Annotated in this window: 22 protein-coding genes and 2 pseudogenes; 14 read left to right on the top strand and 10 right to left on the bottom strand. The window is 61.7% G+C overall.

The genetic code is table 11. The annotated features are described in order from the left end of the window. Position 1 precedes the first annotated feature (1 nt). Genes CKW15_RS21600 through nrdR form a run of 3 tightly spaced genes read right to left on the bottom strand, consistent with a single transcriptional unit; the run spans position 2 to position 2,309 of the window. A complete protein-coding gene (locus tag CKW15_RS21600; protein WP_008059524.1) occupies positions 2-667 on the bottom strand; it encodes a riboflavin synthase in 666 nt (221 codons plus the stop codon). A 47-nt stretch (positions 668-714) separates the two neighbouring features. Beyond that, positions 715-1,848 carry a bifunctional diaminohydroxyphosphoribosylaminopyrimidine deaminase/5-amino-6-(5-phosphoribosylamino)uracil reductase RibD gene (gene ribD / locus CKW15_RS21595; protein WP_095057320.1) on the bottom strand — a complete coding sequence of 378 codons (1,134 nt, stop codon included), beginning with the start codon at positions 1,846-1,848 and terminating at the stop codon, positions 715-717. Then, positions 1,845-2,309 carry a transcriptional regulator NrdR gene (gene nrdR / locus CKW15_RS21590; RefSeq protein ID WP_003228656.1) on the bottom strand — a complete coding sequence of 155 codons (465 nt, stop codon included), beginning with the start codon at positions 2,307-2,309 and terminating at the stop codon, positions 1,845-1,847. Before nrdR ends, ribD begins: the two co-directional genes overlap by 4 nt. Before the next feature lie 127 nt (positions 2,310-2,436). On the opposite strand from nrdR, the gene CKW15_RS21585 reads away from it, so the two are divergent. Genes CKW15_RS21585 through trxA form a run of 3 tightly spaced genes read left to right on the top strand, consistent with a single transcriptional unit; the run spans position 2,437 to position 4,485 of the window. Further along, a complete protein-coding gene (locus CKW15_RS21585) occupies positions 2,437-2,901 on the top strand; it encodes a YbaY family lipoprotein (protein WP_095057321.1) in 465 nt (154 codons plus the stop codon). Next, on the top strand, positions 2,898-3,554 hold the full coding sequence (locus CKW15_RS21580; protein ID WP_095057322.1) for a methyltransferase: 657 nt from the start codon (positions 2,898-2,900) through the stop codon (positions 3,552-3,554). Before CKW15_RS21585 ends, CKW15_RS21580 begins: the two co-directional genes overlap by 4 nt. Positions 3,555-3,612: 58 nt before the next feature. Beyond that, positions 3,613-4,485: a thioredoxin gene (gene trxA, locus CKW15_RS21575; RefSeq protein ID WP_095057323.1), complete on the top strand. Its 873-nt coding sequence runs from the start codon at positions 3,613-3,615 to the stop codon at positions 4,483-4,485. Between the two features lie 35 nt (positions 4,486-4,520). Here the strand turns inward: trxA and CKW15_RS21570 are convergent, their stop codons facing one another. Then, complete coding sequence (locus tag CKW15_RS21570) at positions 4,521-4,862, bottom strand: hypothetical protein (RefSeq protein ID WP_095057324.1); 342 nt, start codon at positions 4,860-4,862, stop codon at positions 4,521-4,523. Between the two features lie 136 nt (positions 4,863-4,998). On the opposite strand from CKW15_RS21570, the gene CKW15_RS21565 reads away from it, so the two are divergent. The 5 genes from CKW15_RS21565 (at position 4,999) to CKW15_RS21545 (ending at position 9,104) form a co-directional block, all read left to right on the top strand. Further along, positions 4,999-5,568, top strand: coding sequence for a DUF2796 domain-containing protein (locus CKW15_RS21565; RefSeq protein WP_095057325.1), 570 nt, complete (start codon positions 4,999-5,001; stop codon positions 5,566-5,568). A 131-nt stretch (positions 5,569-5,699) separates the two neighbouring features. Beyond that, positions 5,700-6,410, top strand: a complete 711-nt coding sequence (locus tag CKW15_RS21560; RefSeq protein WP_095059445.1) for an ABC transporter ATP-binding protein — start codon at positions 5,700-5,702, stop codon at positions 6,408-6,410. Between the two features lies 1 nt (position 6,411). Next, a complete protein-coding gene (locus tag CKW15_RS21555; RefSeq protein WP_095152671.1) occupies positions 6,412-7,677 on the top strand; it encodes an ABC transporter permease in 1,266 nt (421 codons plus the stop codon). Between the two features lie 11 nt (positions 7,678-7,688). After that, positions 7,689-8,207, top strand: a complete 519-nt coding sequence (locus CKW15_RS21550) for a DUF3299 domain-containing protein (RefSeq protein WP_095152674.1) — start codon at positions 7,689-7,691, stop codon at positions 8,205-8,207. Positions 8,208-8,405: 198 nt separating this feature from the next. Continuing rightward, entirely contained in the window at positions 8,406-9,104 is a 699-nt protein-coding gene (locus tag CKW15_RS21545) for an OmpW family protein (protein WP_095152670.1), read from the top strand. 183 nt (positions 9,105-9,287) lie between these two features. Here the strand turns inward: CKW15_RS21545 and CKW15_RS21540 are convergent, their stop codons facing one another. After that, on the bottom strand, positions 9,288-10,217 hold the full coding sequence (locus tag CKW15_RS21540; RefSeq protein WP_095059448.1) for an NAD-dependent epimerase/dehydratase family protein: 930 nt from the start codon (positions 10,215-10,217) through the stop codon (positions 9,288-9,290). Beyond that, positions 10,210-11,094, bottom strand: a complete 885-nt coding sequence (locus tag CKW15_RS21535) for a sugar nucleotide-binding protein (RefSeq protein ID WP_095059449.1) — start codon at positions 11,092-11,094, stop codon at positions 10,210-10,212. The genes CKW15_RS21540 and CKW15_RS21535 overlap by 8 nt, the downstream gene beginning before the upstream one ends. Positions 11,095-11,328: 234 nt before the next feature. Between CKW15_RS21535 and CKW15_RS21530 the strand changes: the two are divergent. After that, positions 11,329-15,646: pseudogene (locus CKW15_RS21530) on the top strand (DEAD/DEAH box helicase). A 127-nt stretch (positions 15,647-15,773) separates the two neighbouring features. Here the strand turns inward: CKW15_RS21530 and CKW15_RS21525 are convergent. Further along, positions 15,774-17,897: a mechanosensitive ion channel domain-containing protein gene (locus CKW15_RS21525; RefSeq protein ID WP_095152669.1), complete on the bottom strand. Its 2,124-nt coding sequence runs from the start codon at positions 17,895-17,897 to the stop codon at positions 15,774-15,776. A gap of 308 nt (positions 17,898-18,205) precedes the next feature. On the opposite strand from CKW15_RS21525, the pseudogene CKW15_RS21520 reads away from it, so the two are divergent. From CKW15_RS21520 to CKW15_RS21505, 4 genes and pseudogenes are all read left to right on the top strand, one after another. Continuing rightward, positions 18,206-18,412 (top strand): annotated as a pseudogene (locus tag CKW15_RS21520) (DUF72 domain-containing protein); the annotation flags it as partial. Continuing rightward, complete coding sequence (locus CKW15_RS21515) at positions 18,409-19,206, top strand: endonuclease/exonuclease/phosphatase family protein (protein ID WP_095152668.1); 798 nt, start codon at positions 18,409-18,411, stop codon at positions 19,204-19,206. The pseudogene CKW15_RS21520 and the gene CKW15_RS21515, both read left to right, overlap by 4 nt. Beyond that, a complete protein-coding gene (clsB, locus tag CKW15_RS21510; protein ID WP_095152667.1) occupies positions 19,203-20,495 on the top strand; it encodes a cardiolipin synthase ClsB in 1,293 nt (430 codons plus the stop codon). Before CKW15_RS21515 ends, clsB begins: the two co-directional genes overlap by 4 nt. Further along, positions 20,482-21,468, top strand: a complete 987-nt coding sequence (locus CKW15_RS21505; protein ID WP_095059454.1) for a lysylphosphatidylglycerol synthase domain-containing protein — start codon at positions 20,482-20,484, stop codon at positions 21,466-21,468. The genes clsB and CKW15_RS21505 overlap by 14 nt, the downstream gene beginning before the upstream one ends. A gap of 137 nt (positions 21,469-21,605) precedes the next feature. Here the strand turns inward: CKW15_RS21505 and CKW15_RS21500 are convergent, their stop codons facing one another. The 3 genes from CKW15_RS21500 to CKW15_RS21490 all read right to left on the bottom strand — a co-directional run bounded on the left by CKW15_RS21500 (position 21,606) and on the right by CKW15_RS21490 (position 24,745). Then, the gene (locus tag CKW15_RS21500; protein WP_095152666.1) at positions 21,606-22,364 is read right to left on the bottom strand and encodes a S9 family peptidase; all 759 of its coding nucleotides are present in this window, start codon (positions 22,362-22,364) and stop codon (positions 21,606-21,608) included. After that, positions 22,354-23,463, bottom strand: a complete 1,110-nt coding sequence (locus CKW15_RS21495) for a DUF3182 family protein (protein ID WP_095152665.1) — start codon at positions 23,461-23,463, stop codon at positions 22,354-22,356. Before CKW15_RS21495 ends, CKW15_RS21500 begins: the two co-directional genes overlap by 11 nt. A gap of 289 nt (positions 23,464-23,752) precedes the next feature. Beyond that, a complete protein-coding gene (locus tag CKW15_RS21490; RefSeq protein WP_095152664.1) occupies positions 23,753-24,745 on the bottom strand; it encodes a GlxA family transcriptional regulator in 993 nt (330 codons plus the stop codon). A 102-nt stretch (positions 24,746-24,847) separates the two neighbouring features. Between CKW15_RS21490 and CKW15_RS21485 the strand changes: the two genes are divergently transcribed. Further along, the gene (locus CKW15_RS21485) at positions 24,848-25,396 is read left to right on the top strand and encodes a cysteine hydrolase family protein (RefSeq protein ID WP_095059458.1); all 549 of its coding nucleotides are present in this window, start codon (positions 24,848-24,850) and stop codon (positions 25,394-25,396) included. Positions 25,397-25,410 lie beyond the last annotated feature (14 nt).

Below are 25,410 nucleotides of genomic sequence, written 5' to 3'. Positions count from 1 at the left end.
GTCAGGATTTGAGGTAGCCGTTGGCGGCCAGAAAGCTTTCGGTAATGGTGCTGCCGGCAGTCGGTTCCGCGGCCTTGTCGCCCAGCAGCAGGCGCTCTAGATAACGGGCCAGCAAGTCCACTTCCAGGTTCACCCGGCGACCCGGCTGATACGACGCCATGATGGTTTCGCTCAGGGTGTGCGGAATGATGGTCAGCAGGAACTCGGCGCCATCGACCGCGTTCACGGTCAGGCTGGTGCCGTCGACGGTGATCGAGCCTTTATGGGCGATGTACTTGGCCAGTTCTTTCGGCGCGCGGATGCGAAATTCCACGGCGCGGGCATTTTCGGTACGGGCAACCACTTCGCCCACGCCATCGACGTGACCGCTGACCAAATGCCCGCCGAGGCGAGTGGTCGGGGTCAGGGCTTTTTCCAGATTGACCGGGCTGCCGCTTTTCAGGTCGTTCATGGCGGTGCAGTCGAGGGTTTCGCGACTGACGTCCGCCGCAAAGCCGTTGCCCGGCAATTCAACGGCCGTCAGGCACACGCCGTTGACCGCGATGCTGTCGCCCAGTTTGACGTCGCTCAGGTCGAGCTTGCCGGTTTCGACGTGAACCCGCACATCACCGCCCTTTGGGGTCAGTGCACGGATACTGCCGATGGATTCGATGATGCCGGTGAACATGGGGTTCTCCTCGAGAACAAAGCCAGCGCTTTAGCGTTGGCCGGGAATTATACGCTCGCGGCTGGCGCAGGAATGGCAATGACTCGCCAGTCATCGCCCACGGCGCGAATTTCGATGATTTCAAGCTCGGGTGCATCCTTCATCTGCGCGAGCGGCCAATCCAGCAGTGGTCGCGCCGAAGAGCCCATGAACTTGCCGGCAATGAAGATGTGGAACTCGTCCACCAGACCGAGCTGGGCAAAGGCACCCGCCAGCCGTGGACCGGCCTCGACCAGTACTTCGTTGACGTCACGGTTGGCAAGCTCGACCAACAGCTGGCGCAGATCGACCTGACCATCGTAGCCGGGCACGATCAGGCATTCCGGGCCGTTGGCATATTGCTCCTCCACCGCCACACAGGTCGCGACCAGCGCCGGGCCAGCCTTGAAGAACGGCGCATCCAGCGGCACGCGCAGTCGCCCATCGACCAACACACGCAACGGCGGTCGGCTCATGACCAGTGCCGTTTGTTCGGCATCCAGGCCGAGCTCATCGGCGCGCACGGTCAAACGGGCGTTGTCCGCCAGCACCGTGTCGGCACCGGTCAGCACCACGCTGGCCTGAGCACGCAGACGCTGAACCGCCGAACGCGCTGCAGGGCCGGTGATCCATTGGCTTTCGCCGCTTTCCATCGCAGTGCGGCCATCGAGGCTCATCGCCAGTTTGACCCGCACGAACGGCAAGCCGTGTTCCATGCGTTTCAGGAACCCTTGATTGAGCTTGCGCGCCTCGCCTTCCAGCACGCCGCTTTCGGTGGCGATACCGGCCTGCTCCAGGCGTTGCAGACCACGACCGGCGACTTCCGGATTCGGGTCCTGCATGGCCGCGACCACCCGCGCCACGCCGGCATTCACCAGCGCATCGGCGCAGGGCGGCGTGCGGCCGTGGTGGCTACAGGGTTCCAGCGTCACGTAAGCGGTGGCACCTCGCGCCTGTACACCGGCCGCGCGCAAGGCGTGGACTTCGGCATGGGGCTCGCCGGCGCGCTCATGCCAGCCTTCGCCGACAATCTGCCCGTCACGCACGATCACGCAGCCAACCCGTGGATTGGGGTGCGTCGTGTAGTGACCTTTGCGCGCCAGTTCCAGGGCGCGGGCCATGAAATGCGCGTCGAGGATGGCTTGTTCGGTAGGCGTGGTCATTCTTTCACCGGCTCACGGGCCAGGCGATCGATCTCTTCGCGGAACTCGTTGAGGTCCTGGAAGCGGCGATACACCGAAGCGAAGCGGATATAGGCGACTTCGTCGAGCTTTTGCAGCTCGGCCATCACCAGTTCACCGACCACGAGGGATTTGACCTCGCGTTCGCCGGTGGCACGCAGTTTATGTTTGATGTGCACCAGCGACGATTCAAGGCGCTCTACACTCACCGGGCGCTTTTCCAGCGCCCGCTGCATGCCGGCACGGAGTTTTTCTTCGTCGAACGGCTGGCGACTGCCGTCGGTTTTGATCAGGCGCGGCAACACCAGTTCAGCCGTCTCGAACGTCGTGAAGCGCTCGCCGCAGGCCAGGCATTCACGCCGGCGGCGCACCTGTTCGCCCTCGGCGACCAGACGCGAGTCGATGACCTTGGTGTCGTTGGCACCGCAGAAGGGACAGTGCATGGTGGCAGGCAACAAAAAAAGGGAGGGCCATGGTAGCGCATCCCGGTGGCAAGACAAGCCATAGGGTTTGCGGTATACAGACGGGATGATCACTTGATCCATGGAATTCAGCTTTATGGAGCCACCAATGTCGTTACGTCCGCTCATTTTGCTCAGTGTTTTCAGCCTGCTGGCGGCCTGCAGCAGCGATGCACCCCAACCCCAGCCGCCAACACCCGGCCCCGCGCCTCAACAAGCGCAGAAAAAAGCCCGGGAAGCCGCCGAACTCGGTCCGCTGCCCGCGTATCAGCGCGAATTGAGCGGCACCTTGCAAGGTGTACCGGACGGCGCCGAAGTCGAACTGGCGCTGCTGGTGATCGACGATAAAGACCGACCGCAACAATTGATCGCCAGCTCCAGCCTGATCGGTACCAATCAGGCCCTGCCGTTTCGCCTGCGCTTCAACCCGGATTCATTTCCGGCCGGTGCCCGCGTTGAACTGCGTGGCCGCGCCAGCCAGTCCGGGCAGTTGATCCTGCATCTGCCGTCGCGAACGATCACGCAGCCGACCACCCAGGCCCTGGGCCAAATGCAGTTCGTCAAAGCCCCATGAGTGCACCGCTCGACCTGCAACAGGCCTTGGGTGAACTGCTGGGCGATGCGCAACTGGTGGCGTGCGGGTTGCCGGGGACCGACCTGAAGCTGTGGCTGATCGACGACGATAACATGGACCGCGCCTTCAGCCCGGAAGAAACCCGGCGCATCCTGCATGAGCCGCCGTACTGGAGTTTTTGCTGGGCCAGCGGGTTGGCCATAGCCCGTTATCTCGCCGACAACCCGCATTGGGTCGAGGGCAAACGGGTGCTGGATTTTGGCGCCGGCTCTGGCGTGGCGGGGATTGCGGCGGTCAAGGCCGGGGCGCTCGAAGTGGTGGCGTGCGACCTTGATCCGCTGGCGATTGCCGCCTGCCGGGCGAATGCCGAGCTCAATGACGTACAGCTGAATTATTCGACCGACTTTTTCGCCGAGGCCGATCGCTTCGATCTGATCCTGGTGGCGGACGTGCTGTACGACCGGGCGAACCTGCCGCTGCTCGACGAATTCCTCAGTCGTGGCCGGGAAGCGCTGGTGGCGGATTCCCGAGTCCGGGATTTCCGTCATCCGTTGTACCGTCGCATTGAAATGCTCGAGGCCATGACCCTGCCGGATCTGGCCGAGCCGGAAGAGTTTCGGCATGTGAGCCTGTACCACGCGCGTCGGACTTGAAGCCGAAAAAGATCGCAGCCCTTATAGTGAGCACATTCACGCTTTTACGAGATCCCTCATGAGTCAGCAAACGCCGTACATCTTCGACGCCACGACGGCCGATTTCGATCAGTCGGTGATCGAGAACTCCTTCCACAAACCGGTGCTGGTGGATTTCTGGGCCGAATGGTGCGCGCCGTGCAAAGTGCTGATGCCGATGCTGCAGACCATCGCCGAGAGCTATCAAGGTGAGTTGCTCCTGGCCAAGGTCAACTGCGACCTCGAGCAAGACATCGTCGCCCGCTTTGGCATTCGCAGCCTGCCGACCGTGGTGTTGTTCAAGGATGGTCAGCCGGTAGACGGGTTTGCCGGCGCACAACCGGAGTCTGCTGTACGCGCGCTGCTGGAGCCCCATGTGCAGATGCCGCCACCGGCCGCCGCCGATCCGTTCGAACAGGCTCAGGCGCTGTTTGACGACAGCCGCTTCGCCGATGCCGAAGCCATCCTCACCGTGCTGCTGGGTGAGGACAACACCAACGCCAAGGCGCTGATTCTCTATGCCCGCTGCCTCACCGAACGCGGTGAACTGGGCGAAGCGCAAACCGTGCTGGATGCGGTCAAAAGCGACGAACATAAAGCGGCGCTGGCCGGTGCCAAGGCGCAAATCAAGTTTCTGGGTCTGGCCAGGGACCTGCCGGATGCCGCCGATCTGAAAGCACGCCTGGCGAAAAATCCACAGGACGACGAAGCGGTTTATCAACTGGCGATCCAGCAACTGGCCCGTCAGCAATACGACGCTGCGCTGGATGCTCTGCTGAAGTTGTTCACCCGCAACCGCAGCTACAGCGAAGGCTTGCCGCACAAGACCTTGCTGCAAGTGTTCGAACTGCTGGGCAATGATCACCCGCTGGTGAGCACGTACCGTCGCAAGTTGTTTGCTGCGCTGTATTAAAAATCAAAAGATCGCAGGCTGCGATCTTTTGCGGTCTATTCGATCCAGCTGTAGAGCGGCGTATCCCCGCCGCTCACCACTTTGACTTCCGGACTGTGGCGCAAACGCACCAACAGTCGCTTGCCCGCCGCAGCGCTGCCGGCCAGCCCTTCGAGCTGATCAAGCAACTCCGGCCCGTTCAATTGCCCGGCCTTGCGCAACAAGTCCTTGGCAACCTGCCACAGCGCCTCGTCCTGATTCAGCGGTTTCGCCGCAGGCGTGCTGACGGCGATTTTCTCCACCTGCAACTGCGCACCCAGCCGTGCCCAGTCGCTGTCATCCATTTCCAGGGTCAAATCCACCGGCCAGTCGCCGATGCTTCCGCGTATTCGCAACATAAGTCCGCTCCAGCACTTTTCTTCACCTGCATGCTCCCATGGGACTTGTGCAACGCCAAGCAGGCAGTCAAACTCTCCGCACTTACGTTATAAGATTACATAACAATTTCTTCATTTTACTGTCCGGAGATTTGCCATGCGCCGTCTGCTTCTCGCCCTGCCGTTTGCCTTGCTGCCGCTGGCTGTCGCCCACGCCGCCGAGGAACATGACCACGAGCACGGCAGTCTCGGTGCCCACGAACATGGCGTCGGACGCTTGAACGCGGCGCTGGACGGGCAAACCCTGCAACTGGAACTGGAAAGCCCGGCGATGAACCTGGTGGGCTTCGAACACGCTGCCGCCAGCGACGCCGACAAAGCCAAAGTCGCCGCCGTCCGTGCGCAGCTGGAGAAACCACAGGCGCTGTTCAATCTGCCGAAAGCCGCAGGGTGCGTGGTGGAAAAACAGGAGCTGGAAAGCCCGTTGTTCGGCGACAAACCTGATGCGGACGAGGATCACGATGAAGGCGAACATCACCACGACCACAGCGAAATCCACGCCCATTACCAATTCACCTGCGCCACGCCAGACGCGTTGAAGACCCTGGATCTGGCGAACATTTTCACCCGTTTCCCGGCCACCCAAAAAATTCAGGTACAACTGATCGGCCCGAGCGGGCAGCAAGGGGTTGATGTGACGGCCAAAGCGGCCGCCCTCAAATTCTAAACTCACCGAAGATCGCCCCGCAGGAGCTGCGGAGTGAAACGAGGCTGCGATCTTTTGACCTTCAAAGATCAATAGATCGCAGCCTGCGGCAGCTCCTACGCAGGTCAATCAACACCCATGAAATCGACTAAATGACCCAACCACTTATCGAACTGTCGGACCTGGGCTTCAGTTGGCCCGGTCACCCGCCGCTGCTGGACATTCCGGCCTTTCGCCTGGAGCGCGGGGAAACGCTGTTTCTCAAAGGCCCCAGCGGCAGCGGCAAGACCACCCTGCTCGGCCTGCTCGGCGGTGTGCAGAAGCCTGATCGCGGCAGTATTCGTCTGCTCGGCCAGGAACTGACCGCGCTATCAGCCGGTGCTCGGGATCACTTTCGCGTCGATCACACCGGCTACATTTTCCAACAGTTCAACCTGCTGCCGTTTTTGTCAGTGCGCGAGAACGTCGAACTGCCCTGCCACTTCTCGAAACTGCGCGCCGCACGGGCGAAACAGCGTCACGGCAGCGTTGATAAAGCGGCAGCCACCCTGCTCGCTCACCTGGGTTTGAAGGATGAAAGCATCCTCGGTCGCCGCGCCGACTCTCTGTCCATCGGCCAGCAACAACGGGTCGCCGCCGCGCGCGCCTTGATCGGTCAGCCCGAGCTGGTGATTGCCGACGAGCCGACCTCGGCGCTGGATTACGACGCCCGCGAGAACTTCATTCGCCTGCTGTTCGCCGAGTGCCGCGAGGCCGGCTCGAGCCTGTTGTTCGTCAGCCATGACCAGAGCCTGGCACCGCTGTTCGACCGCAACCTGTCGCTGGCCGAGCTCAATCGCGCCGCCACCCCGTCCGAGGTCTGAGATGTATTTGTTCCGTCTAGCCATGGCCAGCCTGGCTAACCGCCGCTTCACTGCGATCCTCACAGCGTTCGCCATTGCCTTGTCGGTGTGCCTGCTGCTGGCCGTCGAGCGTGTGCGCACCGAGGCCAAAGCCAGTTTCGCCAGCACCATCAGCGGCACCGACTTGATCGTCGGCGCCCGTTCGGGCTCGGTGAATCTGCTGTTGTATTCGGTGTTCCGCATCGGCAACGCCACCAACAACATCCGTTGGGACAGCTTCGAGCATTTCGCCAACAACCCGAAAGTGAAATGGGCGATCCCGATGTCCCTCGGCGATTCCCATCGCGGTTATCGGGTGATGGGTACCACCGAAGCGTACTTCGAGCATTACCAGTACGGGCGCCAGCAACACCTGCAGTTGAGCGATGGCCGCGCCTTCGAAACCGATCCTTTCGAAGTGGTGCTCGGCGCCGAAGTGGCCGAGGCGCTGCATTACAAACTGGGCGACAAACTGGTGCTGGCCCATGGCGTGGCCGTGATCAGCCTGGTCAAGCACGACGACAAACCGTTCACCGTGGTCGGTATTCTCAAGCGCACCGGCACCCCGGTCGACCGCACGCTGCACATCAGCCTCGGCGGCATGGAAGCGATACACGTCGACTGGCACAACGGCGTGCCGGCCCGCGGTGACGGTCGCGTCACGGCCGATCAAGCGCGCAACATGGACCTGACGCCGCAGGCGATCACCGCGTTCATGCTCGGCCTCAACAACAAGATTTCGACGTTTGCCCTGCAACGCGACATCAACGAATTCCGTGGTGAACCGCTGCTGGCGATCCTGCCGGGCGTGGCGCTGCAAGAGTTGTGGAGCTTGATGGGCACGGCGGAAAAAGCCTTGTTCGTGATCTCGCTGTTTGTGGTGCTGACCGGGTTGATCGGCATGCTCACGGCCATTCTCACCAGCCTCAACGAACGTCGCCGGGAGATGGCGATTCTGCGTTCCGTGGGTGCGAGGCCGTGGCACATCGCGACGTTGCTGGTACTGGAAGCCTTTGCGTTGGCGCTTTCGGGCGTGATCGCCGGTGTGGCGCTGCTGTATGTGTGCATCGCCGCCGCCCAAGGGTACGTGCAAGCCAATTACGGTCTGTATTTGCCACTGAGTTGGCCAAGTGAATATGAATGGACGCTGCTCGGTGGCATCCTGATCGCCGCGTTGCTGATGGGCAGCGTGCCGGCCTGGCGTGCCTATCGCCAATCGTTGGCCGATGGTCTGTCGATCCGTTTATGAGGATGTTGAAAATGCCCCGCGCTGTACTTGCGCTGTTGATGCTGGTCGCCCTGCCCCTGTGGGCGGCACAGCCCAAAGACCTGACCTGGTCGGAAATGATTCCGCCTGACGCGCCGGCTGAAGTGCCGAACATGACACCGCTGCACGATCTGTCGAAGATGAGCGATACGTTGTCGGCCGAATCGGCGCCGGCCGCCAGGCAAGACCTGCCCAACGCACCGGTGGTCAAGGCGCTCGACGGTCAGAACATCCGCTTGCCGGGCTACATCGTGCCACTGGAAGTGAACGAGGAAGGACGCACCACCGAGTTTCTGCTGGTGCCGTATTTCGGCGCTTGCATCCATGTGCCGCCACCGCCGTCGAACCAGATCGTGCACGTCAAAAGCGAAGTCGGGGTGAAGGTCGACGAACTGTATCAACCGTACTGGATCGAAGGTGCATTGCAGGTCCAGGCGTCCAGCAGCGAGTTGGCGGATGCCGGGTACCAGATGGCGGCGGACAAGATTTATTTGTATGAGTTACCGGAGTGAATCCGCTGGTTTTTTGTTGCCTGCCAGACCGTCATTGATCGATTAACCCCCTGTAGGCGCGAGCTTGCTCGCGATGGGGACAGTAAAATCATCAAAAAAATCCATCCTTGCGCAATTTATTGAGCTAAATCAACAACGCAAAACCATTAGCCAGCTACCATTGGACATAGAAAATTTTCAACATCCTCTGGAGCCCCCATGAACAAGTCCTTGCTCAGCGCCTCGTTGGTTGCCCTCGCGCTCGCAGCCCCGCTCGCCCACGCCCACCAGGCCGGTGACATTCTCATTCGCGCCGGCGCAATCACCGTTAACCCGGAAGCCGACAGCTCCAGCGTCAAGGTCGATCAAGGCCCGCTGGCAGGTGCCGATCTGGGTGGCAAGGCGACCCTGAGCAGCGACACGCAGCTGGGCTTGAACTTCGCCTACATGCTCACCAACCACTGGGGTATCGAGCTGCTGGCAGCCACCCCGTTCGAGCATGACGTGAAACTCAAGGGCACCGCTCTGAGCGCGGCCAACGGCAAACTCGGCACGATCAAGCACCTGCCACCAACCCTGAGCCTGGTGTACTACCCGCTGGATCCGAAGTCGGCATTCCAACCGTACGTGGGCGGCGGCATCAACTACACCTACATCTACGACGAACACGTGAGCAGCGAAGCCGAAGCCGCTGGTTTCAGCGACTTCAAGGCAGAGAGCTCCTGGGGTATGGCGTGGCAGGTCGGTGCTGACTACATGCTGACCGACAATGTCATGATCAACGCCCAGGTGCGCTACATCGACATCGATACCCGCGCCACCGTCGAAAACGATTCGATTGCCCCAGGCACCCGGGCACGTGTGGACGTGGATGTGGACCCGTTCATCTACATGGTGGGTCTGGGTTACAAGTTCTAAAAAACGTTCACGTGGTGGTGAGCCTGGCTTAGTGGCGAGCAGACTTAGAACTGATGGCGAGCGCATTGCGCTCGACCGGGAGCACGCTCCCTCGCCACAGGAATTGCACACGCTGTAACGCACATTCCGGCCGTGAAAAAGGCGCCTGTAAAAAGGCGCCTTTTTCATGTCCGCGTGAAACGTTTATCGCCCCAACAACCGCGCCAGCCCCACACTCATAGGGGTCTGTTCTGTCGTGGTAAAGCGCTCCAACAGCCGCCGGTTGTTCGCCCGGGAATGACGAATGTCACCGGAACGCGCCGGTCCGTAGCTCACCGCAGGCAACGCGCCGATCACCGTTTCAAGGGCCTCGAGCAACTGCTTGAGCGTCGTCGCCTGATTCCACCCGACGTTGACGGCGCCATTTTCGACCTGAGGTTTTTCGATGGCTTGCACCAGCAAATCGACCAGATCCTCGACATAGACAAAATCACGCGTCTGCTCGCCGTCACCGAACACCGTGATCGGCAGTCCTTTTTGGGCGCGCTCGCTGAAAATGCTGATCACCCCGGAGTACGGCGAGGACGGATCCTGGCGCGGGCCGAAGATATTGAAAAAGCGGAAGATCACTGGCTCCAGTGCATGCTGGCGCCGGTAGAAATCCAGGTAATGCTCGCTGGCGAGTTTGTCCGATGCATAAGGCGTCAAGGGTGCCTTTGGCGTGTCTTCGTCGATGGACTCACCTTCGCCATTATTGCCATACACCGCAGCGCTGGAGGCAAACAACACGCGTTTGACCCCGGCCTGACGCATGGCTTCGCAGACGTTCAGCGTACCGATGAAGTTGCTCTGGTGCGTCTTCACCGGATCGTCCACCGAGGCCTGCACCGAGGCCACTGCCGCCAGGTGCGCCACGGCACTGCAACCGACCAGCGCCCGGGCAACCAGCGCCGCATCGGCCACGTCGCCGACGATCAGCTCGACCTTGGGATTGTCCAGCGGCAGGTTGCTGCGCTTACCCGTCGATAAGTCATCGAGAATGCGTACCGAATGGCCCTTGGCAAGCAAGGCGTCGGTCAAGTGCGAACCAATGAAACCGGCACCGCCGGTGATTAAAACGGGGCCGTCAGCCATGGCGATAAAACCTGTCCAGTAAACCGGGGAGTGCCGCACGCCAGGCGCGGGGTTTGATCCCGAAAGTGTGGAGAATTTTCTTGCAGGCCAGCACCGCGTGTTGCGGCTCTTCGGCAGCATCCGGGCGCGTGGCGTGGGCCTGGGCGGTCGGCGCTTCGATGGCCAACTCATGCAGGTTGCGGGCTTCGGTGAGAATCGCCTGCCCCAACGCCAGCGGCGTGGTCGCCTCATGCCCGGCGTAGTGGTACGTACCCCACAGCGGCGCGGCGCAATCGAGTTGCTTGAGTACCGAAATGATCACGCGGGCAGCATCGTCCACCGGCGTCGGATTGCCACGGCGGTCGTCGGCCATCAACAGCTCTTCGGGGTTTTCAGCACGTGCCAGGAAGCGGCCAAGGGTGCCATCGGGGCTGTCATCGAGCAGCCAGCCGAAGCGCAACAACACATGTTGCGGGCAGGTGGCGCGCACGCTCTGCTCGATCCGCCACAACGCCTGCCCCCGCAGACCCAAGGGCAGCGGCTCGTCTTTTTCGCTGTAGGCGGTAGCGCGGGAGCCGTCGAACACCCGATAGCTCGAAGGTTGCAGCAGCACGATATTGTGGTGTTGGCACAGCTCCGCCAAGCGCTCGATGGCCCGTTCTTGCTGGGCCAGCCGCTGTTCGCTGACCGCTTCGGCCTGGAACCAGTCGAAGTAGTAGGCGAGGTTGATCAGCGCATCGGGGCGCGTGTCGTCGAGCAGTTGCGTCAGGCTCGCGGCATCCCAGCCATCTTGTGGCGGGCGGGGGGCGAGGAAACCGATATCTTCCTCCGCACCGAGGCGAATCAGCGCCTGCCCAAGGGCATTTCCGCCGCCCAGTAACATAAGGCGCATTCGCATAGAGTCAGCAGGCCCAGTCTGATTGGAACGATGGTTTTTCGACAGCGCTTGCGGGCGATGTCGTTGAAAGTTGCAGGAATCGTTGCATTTTGCGGGTTTAGTGCGCAACCGTCATCCGTAAAGTGTAGATGTCCGGGATTTGTGGCGCTGCAACTGGCCCCCATCGCCAGCAAGCCGGCTCCTACAATGGTTTTGTACTTGCATCTTCCCGGCCTCACCCGCATAAATTGCCCCATGAACCTGCCCATCCCCACAGACAGTGCCCTGACAGGCTTTCACCCCGCCGTCAGCGCCTGGTTCAGCCACACCTTCCCTGCGGTCACCGCCGCGCAGGCCCGGGCGTGGCCGTTGATCCGCCAGCGCCGCTCGACATTGATTGCCGCGCCCACCGGTTCCGGCAAGACCCTCACCGCGTTCCTCGCGGTCATCGACGACCTGGTCCACCAAGGCCTTGAAAGCCCCGACGGCCTGCCCGATGAAACCCTGGTGGTCTACGTCTCACCGCTCAAGGCCTTGTCCAACGACATCCAGATCAACCTGCAAAACCCCTTGGCCGGGATTGCCGAGCAATTGCGCGTGATGGGCCTGCCCGAATTGCAGATCACCACCGCCGTACGCACCGGCGATACGCCGCAAAAAGACCGCACGGCGATGCGCAAGATCGCGCCGCACATACTCGTCACCACCCCCCGAGTCCCTTTACGTGTTGCTCGGCTCCGATTCCGGGCGGCAGATGCTCGCGACAACCCGCACGGTAATCGTCGACGAAATCCACGCCATCGCCGCCAGCAAACGCGGCAGTCATCTGGCCCTGAGCCTTGAGCGCTTGCAGGCGCTGTGCGCCGCACCACTGGTGCGCATCGGTCTGTCGGCCACGCAAAAACCCATCGAAGCGGTCTCGCGTTTTCTGGTGGGTCGCGATCGCCCTTGCGAGATTGTCGACATCGGCCACGCCCGCCCACGGGATCTGGACATCGAAGTGCCTCCGGTACCGCTATCGGCCGTGATGGCCAACGATGTCTGGGAACTCGTCTATGACCGTCTCGCCGCCCTCGCCCGGCAACACCGCACCACGCTGATTTTCGTCAACACCCGACGGCTGGCCGAGCGCCTCAGTCGGCACCTCAGCGAGCGCCTCGGCAAACACGCCGTGGCCGCCCACCACGGCAGCCTGGCCAAGGAGTTTCGGCTGGATGCCGAACAGCGGCTCAAGCGTGGCGACTTGCAAGTGCTGATCGCCACCGCATCGCTGGAGTTGGGCATCGACATCGGTGACGTCGACCTGGTGTGCCAGATTGCGTCACCGCGCTCGATTGCCGGATTCCTGCAACGGGTCGGCCGCTCCGGCCACCAGGTCGGCGGAACGCCCAAGGGCCGTTTGTTCGCCACCACCCGCGACGACCTGATTGAATGCGCCGCGCTGCTCGACTGCGTGCGGCGGGGCGAGCTCGATACCTTGTTGATTCCCCAAGCGCCGCTGGACGTGCTGGCGCAACAGATCATCGCCGAAGTCAGCTGCCAGGAGTGGCAGGAGCAAGCGTTGCTGGACATGTTTCGCCGCGCTTCGCCGTATGCCGAACTCGACGACAAACATTATCAGGCGCTGCTGCAGATGCTCGCTGAGGGCTACAACGGGCGGCAGGGTATTCGCAGCGCCTACCTGCATCGCGACGCCGTGACCCGCACCCTGCGCGGTCGTCGAGGCGCGAAACTCACGGCCGTGACCAGTGGCGGAACCATTCCGGACAACGCCGACTACAGCGTGCTGCTGGAACCCCAAGGGCTGAACATCGGCACCATCAACGAAGACTTTGCGGTGGAAAGCATTGCCGGCGATATCTTCCAGTTGGGCAACACGTCCTATCGAATCCTGCGCGTCGAAACCAGCAAGGTCCGGGTCGAAGACGCTCAGGGGCAGCCGCCGACCATCCCGTTCTGGCTGGGTGAAGCGCCGGGGCGCAGCGCTGAATTGTCTTCGGCGGTGGCGCGCCTGCAAGCGCACCTCGACGCGATGCTCGGCAACACGCCGGGCAACCTGCAACCGGCGCTCGACTGGCTGACCGAGACCCTCGGCCTGAACTTCGCCAGCGCTGAGCAACTGGTGGAATACCTCGCCCCGGCGCGCCAGACGCTGGGCGCCCTGCCGTCGCAAGACACGTTACTGATGGAGCGCTTTTTCGACGAGTCCGGTGGCACGCAACTGATCATTCACTCGCCTTACGGCAGCCGCATCAACCGCGCCTGGGGCCTGGCCCTGCGCAAGCGTTTCTGCCGCACCTTCAACTTCGAATTGCAGGCCGCCGCCAGCGAAGACGCCATCGTGTTGTCACTCTCCACCAGCCACAGTTTCGTACTGGACGATGTCTGGCGCTATCTGCACAGCAACAGTGCCGAACACCTCCTGATTCAGGCCGTGCTCGACGCGCCGCTGTTTGGCGTGCGCTGGCGCTGGAATGCCGGGGTGGCCCTGGCGTTGCCGCGCTACAGCGGCGGGCGCAAAGTGCCGCCGCAAATCCAGCGGATGAAAAGCGAAGACCTGATCGCCAGCGTGTTCCCCGATCAGATCGCCTGCGTGGAAAACCTCGCCGGGGAACGGGAAGCTCCCGACCATCCACTGGTGGAACAAACCCTCGACGACTGTCTGCACGATGCGATGGACAGCGAAGGCTGGCTGGCCTTGCTGCGGCGCATGGAGCGCGGCGAGGTGCGCCTGATCAGCCGCGAGCTGCCGGCGCCCTCGCCGCTGGCGGCCGAGATTCTCAGCGCCAGGCCCTACACATTTCTCGACGATGCGCCGCTGGAAGAGCGCCGCACCCAAGCCGTGCTCAACCGGCGCTGGAGCGATCCGCAATCGACCGACGACCTCGGCGCACTCGATACCGAGGCGATCAACGCCGTGCGCGTTGAGGCCTGGCCCGCGCCAACGGGTGACGATGAAATGCATGAGGCACTGATGAGCCTGGCGTGCATCACCGACGCAGAAGCCGAAGCCAACCCGCAGTGGCGCGACTGGCTCAACGCGCTGGCCATGAGCGGTCGCGCCACCCACTTACAGATCAACGAAGGGCAATCGTTGTGGCTGGCGTTGGAGCGACTGACCTGCCTGCGGGCGATTTATCCACAGGCGCAATTATCGCCAGCCTTGCAGGCGTTGCCGGGTTTCGATGAGGTCTGGGAACAGGACGAAGCCGTGGTCGAAGTGGTCCGTGCGCGGCTCAGCGCCTTCGGCCCGTTACCGCTGCACGATATTGCCGACCCCCTCGGTTTATCTGACCTTCAAGTGATCCAGGCGCTGGCGCAACTGGAGCGCGAAGGCTACGTGCTGCGTGGACGATTCACCCCGGGCAACCACGGGGAAGAATGGTGTGAGCGTCATCTGCTCGCGCGCATTCATCGCTACACGGTCAAGCGCCTGCGTAGGGAAATCGAGCCGGTGGCGTTGCAGGATTTCATGCGGTTTCTGTTCGACTGGCAGCACGTATCCAGTGCCACTCAGGGTCAAGGCGCGGCCGTATTGCCCGCCATCGCCAGCCAGTTCGAAGGCTACCCCGCCGCCGCGTCCGCCTGGGACAGCGACCTCCTGCCGGCACGGATCAAGGATTACTCGGCGAGCTGGCTGGATGAGTTGTGCCGCAGCGGCAGACTGGTGTGGACACGCCTGACCGCACGCAACAAGGGCACCGGCACCGCGTTGCGCAGTACACCGATTGTGCTGCTGCCGCGCAGTCAGGTCGGACTCTGGAGCGGGCTGACCGAGCAGACGCCGGTCAGCGAACTGTCACCGAAAACGCAAAAGGTCCACACCGCCCTCAGCCAGCACGGCGCACTGTTTTTCGATGAGCTGATTCACGAAGCTCACCTGCTGCGCTCGGAGCTGGAAATCGCCTTGCAGGAACTGGTGGGCGCCGGGCTGGTGAACGCCGACAGTTTCGCCGGGCTGCGTGCGCTGATCACCCCGGCCAGCAAGCGCCAGCACCACCGCAGTCGCCACGGGCGCGGGGCGTTCATCGGCGGCATGGACGACGCTGGACGCTGGGCGTTGTTACGCCGTGGAAACGCCGCGCCGTTTGTTGATAACCCGCGTCCGTCGTCGACCCCGGCCGATACGCTGGAACACATCGCCATGACCTTGCTGCGCCGCTACGGCGTGGTGTTCTGGCGATTGCTGGAGCGTGAGGCGGATTGGCTGCCGAGCTGGCGCGAATTACTGCGCACGTTTCATCGCCTCGAGGCCCGGGGCGAGATTCGTGGCGGACGGTTTGTCAGTGGTCTGGCGGGGGAGCAATTCGCGCTGCCCGAGGCGATTCCCTTGCTGCGCGAAGTGCGGCGTCGCCCCAAGGACGGCAGCCTGATCGCCGTGTGCGGGGTCGATCCCCTGAACCTCGCCGGCACCCTGCTGCCCGGCGCGAAAGTCCCGGCGCTGGCGAGCAATCGGCTGGTGTATCGCGATGGTTTGCCGGTGGCTGCCGAGATTGCCGGCAAGCCTTTGTTTTGGGCGGAGCTGGATCAGCGAGTCAGTGACGAGGTTCGGAATAAACTGATCCGGCATTGATGGCGTCTGCGCAGGCCCCATCGCTGGCAAGCCAGCTCCTACAGTTTGATGTACCTGCGCAAATCCCTGTAGGAGCCGGCTTGCTGGCGATGGGCCCCTAAAAACCAACAAAAACCTCCCGGGCGACTTACTGTGACCGCGCCCCATCCGGCATCAACAACGTCGAGTGCTCCGGTTCAGGCTCGCCTTCAGGCGGTGGTTCGACCGGATGCCTCGGCACCAGCGCCTGCTGTGGATAAGTCTGCGCGAAGTGCACCCACGGGCTGTTATCCACAAGCTTTTTCAAACGCTGGTTGAACGCCCGGCTCACCGCATACTGCCCGCCCGACACCGTGCGGAATTGCGAGGTCAGCACCACGCCGTTGAGGTCCATCTTGTCGACACCGAACACATCCAGCGGCCCTTGCAGGTTGTAGCGCAGGAACGGGTCGTTGCTGATCGAATGCCCGGCCTCGCGGATCAACTCGATGGCCTTGTCGACATCCGTGTCATAGGTGAATTGCACCGAGAAAAACGCGTAGGCGAATTGCCTCGATTGGTTGGTCACGGCCTTGATCTGGCCGAACGGCACCGAGTGCACAAAACCCTTGCCGTCACGCAGGCGCAAGGTGCGGATGGTCAGGCCCTCGACTGTCCCGGCATGACCGGAATCGAGCACCACCCAATCACCAATGGACAGGGTGTCTTCGATGATGATGAACAGCCCGGTGATCACGTCCTGCACCAGTTGCTGGGAACCGAAACCAATCGCCAGCCCCACCACCCCGGCACCGGCCAGGAACGGCGCAACGTTGATCCCCAGGTTCGCCATGGTGGTGATCGCGCAGATCACCACCAGGATGATTTTGACCGCATTGCGCAGCAACGGCAGGATGGTTTTCACCCGTGTACTCGGTTGGCGCGCCGAGCGTTTATTGGCCGGTGGTTTCAGGGCCTCCTGAATGGCCGTGTCGAGCACCACCCAGACCATCCAGGTCACCAGGAAGATCAGGCCGATGTGGCTCAGTGAATCACTGATCGCACGCCCGACTGCGTTGCTCACCGCGAACTCGAACAACGACACGCCCCAGATACGCCCCAGGACATCGATGAACACGACGGCCATGGCAATGCGCAACAACGCGTGGGACAGGTTCAGGAATCGTTCTTTGTAGGCACTGCCGCGCCGCGCATCCGATTCGCTGCGCGACTTGAACAGGTGATGCAGCGTGGTGCTGAGAAACACCGTGGCAATCAGCAACACGGTGGTGAACAACGCACTGCGCAGTACCGTCTGATTGTCGTCGCCAATGCCGATCAGGTTGATGATCGAGACCAGCACCATCAACAGAATCGGCCAGTACCAGAGCCCGGAAAATATCCGCAGGGTTTCGCGCAACGCCGGCTGATTGACGCGCTGGGCCAGCGGCAGAATCCGGATCACATGGGCCACCGGCCGACGCATGCGGATCACCAGCAAACCGAACGAAATCGAAGCCGCGAGCCCCGTGAATACGGCAATGCTGCTGGTGAGGTTGTTGCCCAGTTGATGGGCGATCTGCGGGCTCGTCAGGGCATCGCTCAAGGCCACCAGAAAACCGATTGAAAACAGCGGCCGGGGACTGTGCTGACGGATGATCCGCACCGCCGAGCGCTTGTGGCCGATGTTGAACATCACCATCAGAGACAGCACCAGCGACGCAGCAAAAATACCGGCGCTGGCCGCGTAGGCAAAACACAGCGCCAGCGCCCGACCGGCCGACACCTGTAGAAACTGGCTGGCATAAATCGTCAGCGTCAGACTGACCACCGCCGGAATCGTGTAAGGCAGCATGTAGCCAAGCAACGCCTGGCCACGCTCGCGACTGAGCATCCAGCGGTGCCCGCCCAGGCGTCGGGCCAACAGTCGCCCAAACAGCCAAAGCAGCGCAAACACACCCGTCCAGACGCAGGTCAGCAGGAGGAAATCCCCGGCAACGCCCCAGGTCGAACGGGACGATGGACGATTGACCAGCTCATCGACTTCATCCACCGCACGATCGGCGCGCAGGCGCCAGGTGTCGACCAGGTGCTCGTTGAGATCGAGTTTGCTCTGGACTTCGTCAATGCTTGAGCTGATGGCGCCCAGCAACCCGCCCTGCACCAGTGGCTCCGGGTGTGCCGATGGCGTAGTGGCGGCGGCCGGCAGCCCCGGTATCGCTGCCGCTTCCAGCGTCTCGCTGCCCAGAAACAGCAATGACCCCATTAATATCGCGGTCTTGAGCCCGATCAAAAGCACCCCCTCCGTTGGCTGTGACTGTAAGGAACTGATCGAGAATTGCCGGGCAAGTTCGCACTTGGCCCACAAATGTATCGTCGAAAATATTCGGGGTGACATTAGCACGCATGCTGCGCCAGCTCCTACGCTGCACACGGCGGCGGTTAACCGTCCGTAGCCCCACCGAAACTTTCGTCGCCACCGCGCAGTCCTCCAAAGACAGGGCTCATCGGACCGGAGGCGACATGTCGGCGATTCATATCGGTATTTCAGGTTGGCGGTACACGCCCTGGCGCGGGGATTTCTACCCGAACGGCCTGGGCCACGGCCGGCAACCAAGTGATCCGCAACTGATCGCCCCCCGCCAGCAGCCAAAGCCACGCCAGCCCCGGAAAGTGTTCTGCTATTTCGACAATGTCATCAAAGTCCGCGCGCCCTTCGATGCCCGCCGCTTGCTGGAGCGGTTCCACCTCGACAAAAACCTCGCCACCACGCCCGGTGAGCCTGCTGCGCAGGGTGTGTTGTCATGACGACTCCGGAGCCAGTCGGCGTGACAGACGAACAGACCCCCTTCGACACCCACGTGCATCGCTTCACGGTGCTGACGGTGAACACCCACAAAGGCTTCACCGCGCTCAACCGGCGCTTCATCCTGCCGGAACTGCGCGAAGCGGTGCGCAGCGTGTCTGCCGATGTGGTGTTTTTGCAGGAAGTCCATGGCACCCATGAGCAGCATCCAAAACGCTACTCCAATTGGCCGACGATGCCGCAGTACGAATTCCTCGCCGACACCCTCTGGCCGCAGTTCGCCTATGGTCGCAACGCGGTCTATCCGGCGGGCGATCACGGCAATGCGCTGCTGTCGAAATTCCAGATCATTCGCCACGATAATCTCGACGTGTCCATCAGCGGCCACGAAAACCGCGGGCTTCTGCATTGCGTGTTGCGCCTGCCCGGCGACGGTCGCGAGGTGCACGCCATTTGTGTGCATCTGGGGTTGCGCGAAACCCACCGCAACGCGCAACTCAAATTGCTCGTCCAACGCCTGGAAGCGCTGCCCGACGACGCGCCGGTCATCATCGCCGGTGACTTCAACGATTGGCGCCTGCGCGCCGATGCACTGCTCAAGCCCAGCGGTTTGCGCGAGGTCTTCGCCGAACACCACGGCCAATCGGCGCGCAGCTTCCCGGCACGTTTACCGGCCCTGCGCCTGGACCGCATCTACGTGCGTCACCTCAAGGCCAGCCATCCGCAAGTGCTGTCGAACCGCCCCTGGTCCCACCTTTCCGACCACGTCCCGCTATCGGTAGAGATCGAGCTATGAGCAGCCAGTCGATGGAAAAATCCACGGTGGAACACATCCCCGCCCCGCCGATTCGCGAGCCGACAGCGGTCGATGTCGAGTACAGCTGGCAAGGCAGCAATCGGGTCGAACTGCTGGAAAACGGTGAGGCGTATTTTCCCCGGGTGTTCGAAGCCCTGCGCCAGGCACAAAGTGAGATCCTGCTGGAGACCTTCATTCTGTTCGAGGACAAGGTCGGCAATGAACTGCAGCAGATTCTCATCGAAGCGGCGCAACGGGGCGTGCGCATCACCGTCAGCCTCGACGGCTTTGGCTGTGGCGAATTGAGCAGCGGATTTCTCAGCGCCCTGAGCGGCGCGGGCGTGCATTTGCAGATGTTCGATCCGGCGCCGAAACGCCTTGGCATCCGCACCAACTGGTTCCGCCGTCTGCACCGCAAAATCGTGGTGGTGGACGGCACTGTCGCCTTCATCGGCGGGATCAATTTTTCCGCCGACCATCTCGCCGACTTCGGCCCTGAAGCCAAGCAGGATTACTCCGTTGAAGTCCAGGGCCCGGTGGTGGCCGACATTCATCACTTTGCCTTGCTGCAATGCGGTCGCCCGGTGCGGGCCAAATACTGGTGGCAACGGCGGCGGCAACGGCGCTCGGAACTGGCCTTCAGCGATCACGATGGTCAAGTGCGGTTGGTGTACCGCGACAATGGCGAACACCCGACTGACATTGAAGAGGTGTACCGACAGGTGTTGCGCACCGCACAACGCCGGGTGGTCATCGCCAATGCCTACTTCTTTCCGGGTTACCGGTTACTGCGCGAGATCCGCAACGCGGCGCGCCGTGGCGTCGATGTGCGGCTGATCCTGCAAGGCCAGCCGGACATGATGGTGGCCAGGCTCGCGGCACGCATGACCTACGACTACTTGCTCAAGTCCGGGGTGAAGATCTACGAATACTGCGACCGTCCGTTGCACGGCAAAGTGGCGTTGGTGGACGAAGACTGGAGCACCGTCGGTTCCAGTAACCTCGACCCGTTGAGCCTGTCGATGAATCTCGAAGCCAATGTGCTGATCCGTGACCGTCAGTTCAACCGCGACCTGTACGACCGACTTGAAGACCTCAGCGACCACCACTGCAAGATGATGTCATCCGAGAAAATCCCGAGTGGGCGGGTCTGGCACATGACCGTCGGTTTTCTGGTGTTTCACTTTTTGCGGCATTTTCCGGCGTGGGCGGGCTGGTTGCCGGCCCATAAACCGCGCCTGAAACGCATCACGCCGACGACCGGGAGCGATCTCCATGAGCCACGCTGAGACCGGGTCGACGTCCCATACCGATCACCCGGCCAAGTCGCGCTGGAGCCGTTGGAAAAAACCGCTGACCCTGCTGTTTTTTCTGGCGCTGATCGTGTTATTGACGATGTTTGCCCAGCGCATCGAATGGGCCGAAGTGCTCGAAACCCTGGCCGATTTCAAGGTACGCACGCTGATCATCGCGTCCTCGCTGACTGCGGTGAGCTTCCTGGTGTATGCCTGTTTCGATCTGATCGGACGCACCTACATCCGTCAGGACCTGACGTGGAAACAGATCCTCCCCGTAGGAATCATCAGCTATGCCTTCAACCTCAACTTGAGTGCCTGGGTCGGTGGTATCGCCATGCGTTATCGGCTGTATTCGCGACTCGGGGTGAGCAAAAGCAACATCGCGAAAATCCTCGGCCTGAGCCTGGCGACCAACTGGATCGGCTACATGCTGATTGCCGGTGTGGTGTTCAGCAGTGGATGGGTGAGCATGCCGCCGGGCTGGAAATTGAGCAGCGGCGCTCTGCAAGCGGTGGGCGTTTTGCTGTTGCTGGTGAGTGCGGGCTATCTGGCGGCGTGTCGCTTTTCCAGCCGTCGGGAGTGGTCGATACGCGGGGTGGAAATCAACTTGCCGTCACTGCGCATGGCGATCCTGCAACTGGGCCTCGGCGCGCTGAACTGGTCGCTGATGGCAGCGGTCATTTTCACCTTGTTGCCGAGCAAACTGGATTATCCGCTGGTGCTTGGGGTGTTGTTGATCAGCGCCATTGCCGGGGTCATCACGCACATCCCCGCCGGGCTCGGCGTGCTGGAAGCGGTGTTCGTGGCACTGCTGCAACACGAGGCGTCACGGGGCAGTCTGGTGGCGGGATTGCTGGCGTACCGGGCAATCTATTTTCTGCTGCCGCTGTTGATCACTTTGGTGATGTATCTGATCGTCGAGGCCAAGGCGAAGTCGTTGCGGATCAGCAAGAAACCCAAGTGAGTGGTGGTGTTTGATCTGACGCCATCGCGGGCAAGCCCGCTCCCACAAGGATCTCCAGTGATCACAACATTTGTGTTCAATGACGAACCCTGTAGGAGCAAGCTTGCTCGCGATAGCGCCCTGTCCAGCACCCAAAATCACTGCGATTGAATAATGCTTAACCGCTCACCCACCACCATCTCCGTGATCCAGTCCACCAGGATCGACGTGTAGGCCTGCTGTGAAACCGGATCGCTCAAGGCATGATCGGCGCCATCAATGATGCGGTGCGTGAGCGAGTGGGTCTGCTGGCACGCGGCGCGATAACTCATGATCGTTGAGTGCGGCACGTATTCATCGGTCTCGGACTCCACCAACAACACATCCCCGGTAAATGCCGAACAGGCATGCAAGGCGCGATTGCCCTCGGCGCGCACCAGGGTGCTGCGGTAATCGCGCAAATCGAGCTTGTCCAGATCGCGTTTGGGCGTGTGCCATTTATCGTCGCGATACAGCGCCGGCACCCGCAGCGCCAGCCAGCGCACCGGTCTGAGCGACGTGAGGATCGAAGCCAGGTAACCGCCATAGCTGGTGCCCACCACGGCAATCGCCGAGGTATCCAGCGCCGGGTGCGCGAGCAGCCGATCGTAAGCCGCCAGCAAGTCCCGCAAGTTGTCCTCGCGGGTTACCCGGGACAGGGGAATGCCCGTGCCGCTGGTATGACCGCGCAAATCAAAAGTCAGGCACACGCAACCCAGTCCGGCGATGCCTTTGGCCCGTTCCAGATCCCGCTCCTGACTGCCGCCCCAGCCGTGCACGAAGAGCACGCCGGGGACTTTCGATTTGGGGCTCAGAAACGTCCCGCTCATCTGTTCGTCGTCGATGTCGATTTGAATGCTTTCGCTTCTAGCCGTCATAGGATTTGACCGTTACGTACTTGAGTAGAAAATCACTGTCCTGCGCCGGTCCGCGGTACACCTCAATCGCGCTTGCCGGCAGCGGTTGATCGATATAAGTCTCGACGGCGGACACGCAAATCGCACGAATCTGCGGATCGTTCACAAAGCTCTGCAACGCTGCAAGTTCGGCGCTGCTGGCCCCGCCCAGGCGCCAGGACTGTTCGAGCACGCCACTGCGTTGCCGGCCATCGCTGCCCAGCCCTTGAGCGATGTCGTAGTTGCGCCGCGACGCATAAAACCCGGGATAGGCTTCGTCCGCAGCGCGGTCGAACACTTGGGCCTGCTGAATGGCCAAACGCACGTCTTGCGCCAGGTCGAGTTTCAGCAAATCGTCATAATTGCCCTGCACCACCAACAAATCGGAGCCGCCATACACCGACTCGCCATGCGCGTCTTCGGTCAAGTATTGCTCACCGCAGTAACTCAGCACCTTGCCGCCGACAACACTCTGGCCGACGCTGTGGGTGATGACCTGCTCCAGGTCTTGCTCCAGCACGACACCTTTCTTGAACAGGCTTTTGGCATCCGGCCTGGCAAGGACGTCATCGAATTGGTCGAGGCTTTGGATCACTTCCTGACCGCGCCCGGCGCAGGCATAAATCGGTTTGAGGCGAATCGGCCCGGTGTACAGCAGATGCTCCGCCGCCGGCCGAGCATCTTCGAAGGAAAACACGCTGAGGCCGTCGAGCACCACGCCGCGCACCCGCTCGGAAAACAACGGTGCCCAACCTTGCGGCGCATGAGCGTTGTGGTTCAGCAAACCGTGGCTGATGGCCTTGGTGCAAATAAAATCATGGTCGACATAACCGCCCCACAAGTCTTCCGGCCCCTTGACCCCTAACGCCCGTGCCGCCGCAGCGCCCACCAGGGTTTGGGTTGGCAACAGATACAAATCCTGTCCACCGTGCAAATCGGCGTCATAACTGCCCGCGTACGTGAGCCCGAGAATCTGCGCCAGCCATCGGGCCAGGACCCGGTTGGTTTCGACTTCATGCAGCGGCGCGTCGGCGTGAACTGAGTGAGCGACCACTAATTTATTGCGGTTGACCGGGGTCATGCATCCCCCTTCAATCAGCGTGTGATGAATGTAGTGAAGGGGGTGCAGAGATCACGCCAAGGCAGGGGTTGGCGCGATGGGTTTCAAATCAATGACTTGCGCAAAACGTGATGGCATGAGGCCTGTTTTATTCTGCACGACGCCTGTTGAGGCTCAGGTATTTTGCACGAGTCGCGGCCCTGTAGGAGCGAGCTTGCTCGCGATAGCGGTGGGTCAGGCGACATCAATGTTGACGGTTCCGACGTCATCGCGAGCAGGCTCGCTCCTACAGATGGTTGTGGTGAAACACCTAGCGTGCAGCAACACTCGGCGTGACCCCAAATCGCGTCCGGTAATCACTCGGCGCCAGCCCGGTGATTTTCTTGAAGGTCGAGCGAAACGCCCCTGGGTCTTGATAGCCCACGGTCCAGGCGATGTGATCGATGGTGCCGTTGGTGAACTCAAGCATTTCCCGGGCTTTGCCGACCCGCAAATGCTGGCAGTATTCGGTGGGTTTTAGCCCGGTGGCTGAGCGGAAACGCCGCAGGAAAGTGCGTTCTTCCAGCCCTGCCCGCTCTGCCATCGCCGACAACGAAACATCAGTCGCGCCGGTGCTTTGCAACCAGTGCTGCACTTTCAGAATCGACGCATCGCCATGGCTGAGGATCGGCGCAAAATTGCTGCCGCATTCGCTGGCGCTGTCGCTGTGCTCCACCACCAGAAACCGCGCCGTGCTGGTAGCGATACTCGGCCCGAGCAAGCGGTCGACCAGGCGCAAACCCAACTCGGACCAGGCCATCAACCCGGCGGTGGTAATCAAGTCACCGTCATCGACAATGGGCGTATCGGCCTTGAGCTTGATGGCCGGGTAACGTTCGGCGAAGGCTTTCGCGGAGGTCCAGTGAGTGGTGGCGCTGCGGCCGTCGAGCAAACCGCTTTCAGCGAGCAGAATCGACCCTACGCACACCCCGCCCAGCGTCGCGCCGTTGGCATGTTGCTCGCGCAACCAGCGGATCAAACCCTGCGGCGCCTGGCCTTCGGAGAAACCGGTAATCGACGGCGGAATCAGCACGGCCACCCTGGTGCAATCCGGGCCGGGATGGCTGTCATAGCTGCGCTCCGGTGCTTGGTCGCCCACAACTTGCCAATGGCTGACGCGCAATAACGGCAGCTGCGCAGCCTGGTGCTCGGCGGCGATCCGGTTGGCCACGCCGAACAAGTCCGTCAACCCATGCACCGCCGCCATCTGCGCGCCGGGGTAAATCAACACCCCCAGTTCGGCGATTGCCCTTTGTGCGTCCATTGTCAGTTTTCCCCCTCTTATTGTCGGTGCGGCCAATCCTCGGAATGCCAGCCACACCGGATACTTCATTCCACACCCAACACACACTTCGAGGTAACAGTCATGGCCAAGCAAGCGCTCATCGTAGTCGATATCCAGAACGACTACTTCCCCCAAGGCAAGTGGCCGCTGGTCGGTGCCGACGCCGCCGCAGACAACGCCGTGCGCCTGATCAAGGCCTTCCGCGACGCTGGTGATTCGGTGGTGCACATCCGCCACGAGTTCACCTCCGAGGACGCTCCGTTCTTCACCCCCAACTCTGAAGGCGCCAAATTGCACCCCAAAGTCCTGAACCGCGCCGACGAGCCGGTGGTGCTCAAGCACTTCGTCAACTCGTTCCGCGAAACCGAACTACAGTCAATTCTCGACGAACAAGGCATCAAGGAACTGGTGGTCGTGGGCAGCATGAGCCACATGTGTGTCGACGGCATCACCCGCGCTGCCGCGGATTTTGGCTATACGGTCACAGTCATCCACGATGCCTGCGCGACCCGCGACCTGGAGTTCAATGGCGTAGCGGTTCCGGCTGCGCAGGTTCATGCGGCGTTCATGGCAGCCCTTGCGTTTGCCTATGCCAGCGTTGTGTCAACCAACGAATTCATCGCCGCCTGAGTTTGTAACCAAGT

Origin of the sequence: Pseudomonas sp. Irchel s3b5, from assembly GCF_900187435.1 — a bacterium.
Classification (GTDB): domain Bacteria; phylum Pseudomonadota; class Gammaproteobacteria; order Pseudomonadales; family Pseudomonadaceae; genus Aquipseudomonas.
This window is presented reverse-complemented; position numbering and strand designations above follow the sequence as displayed.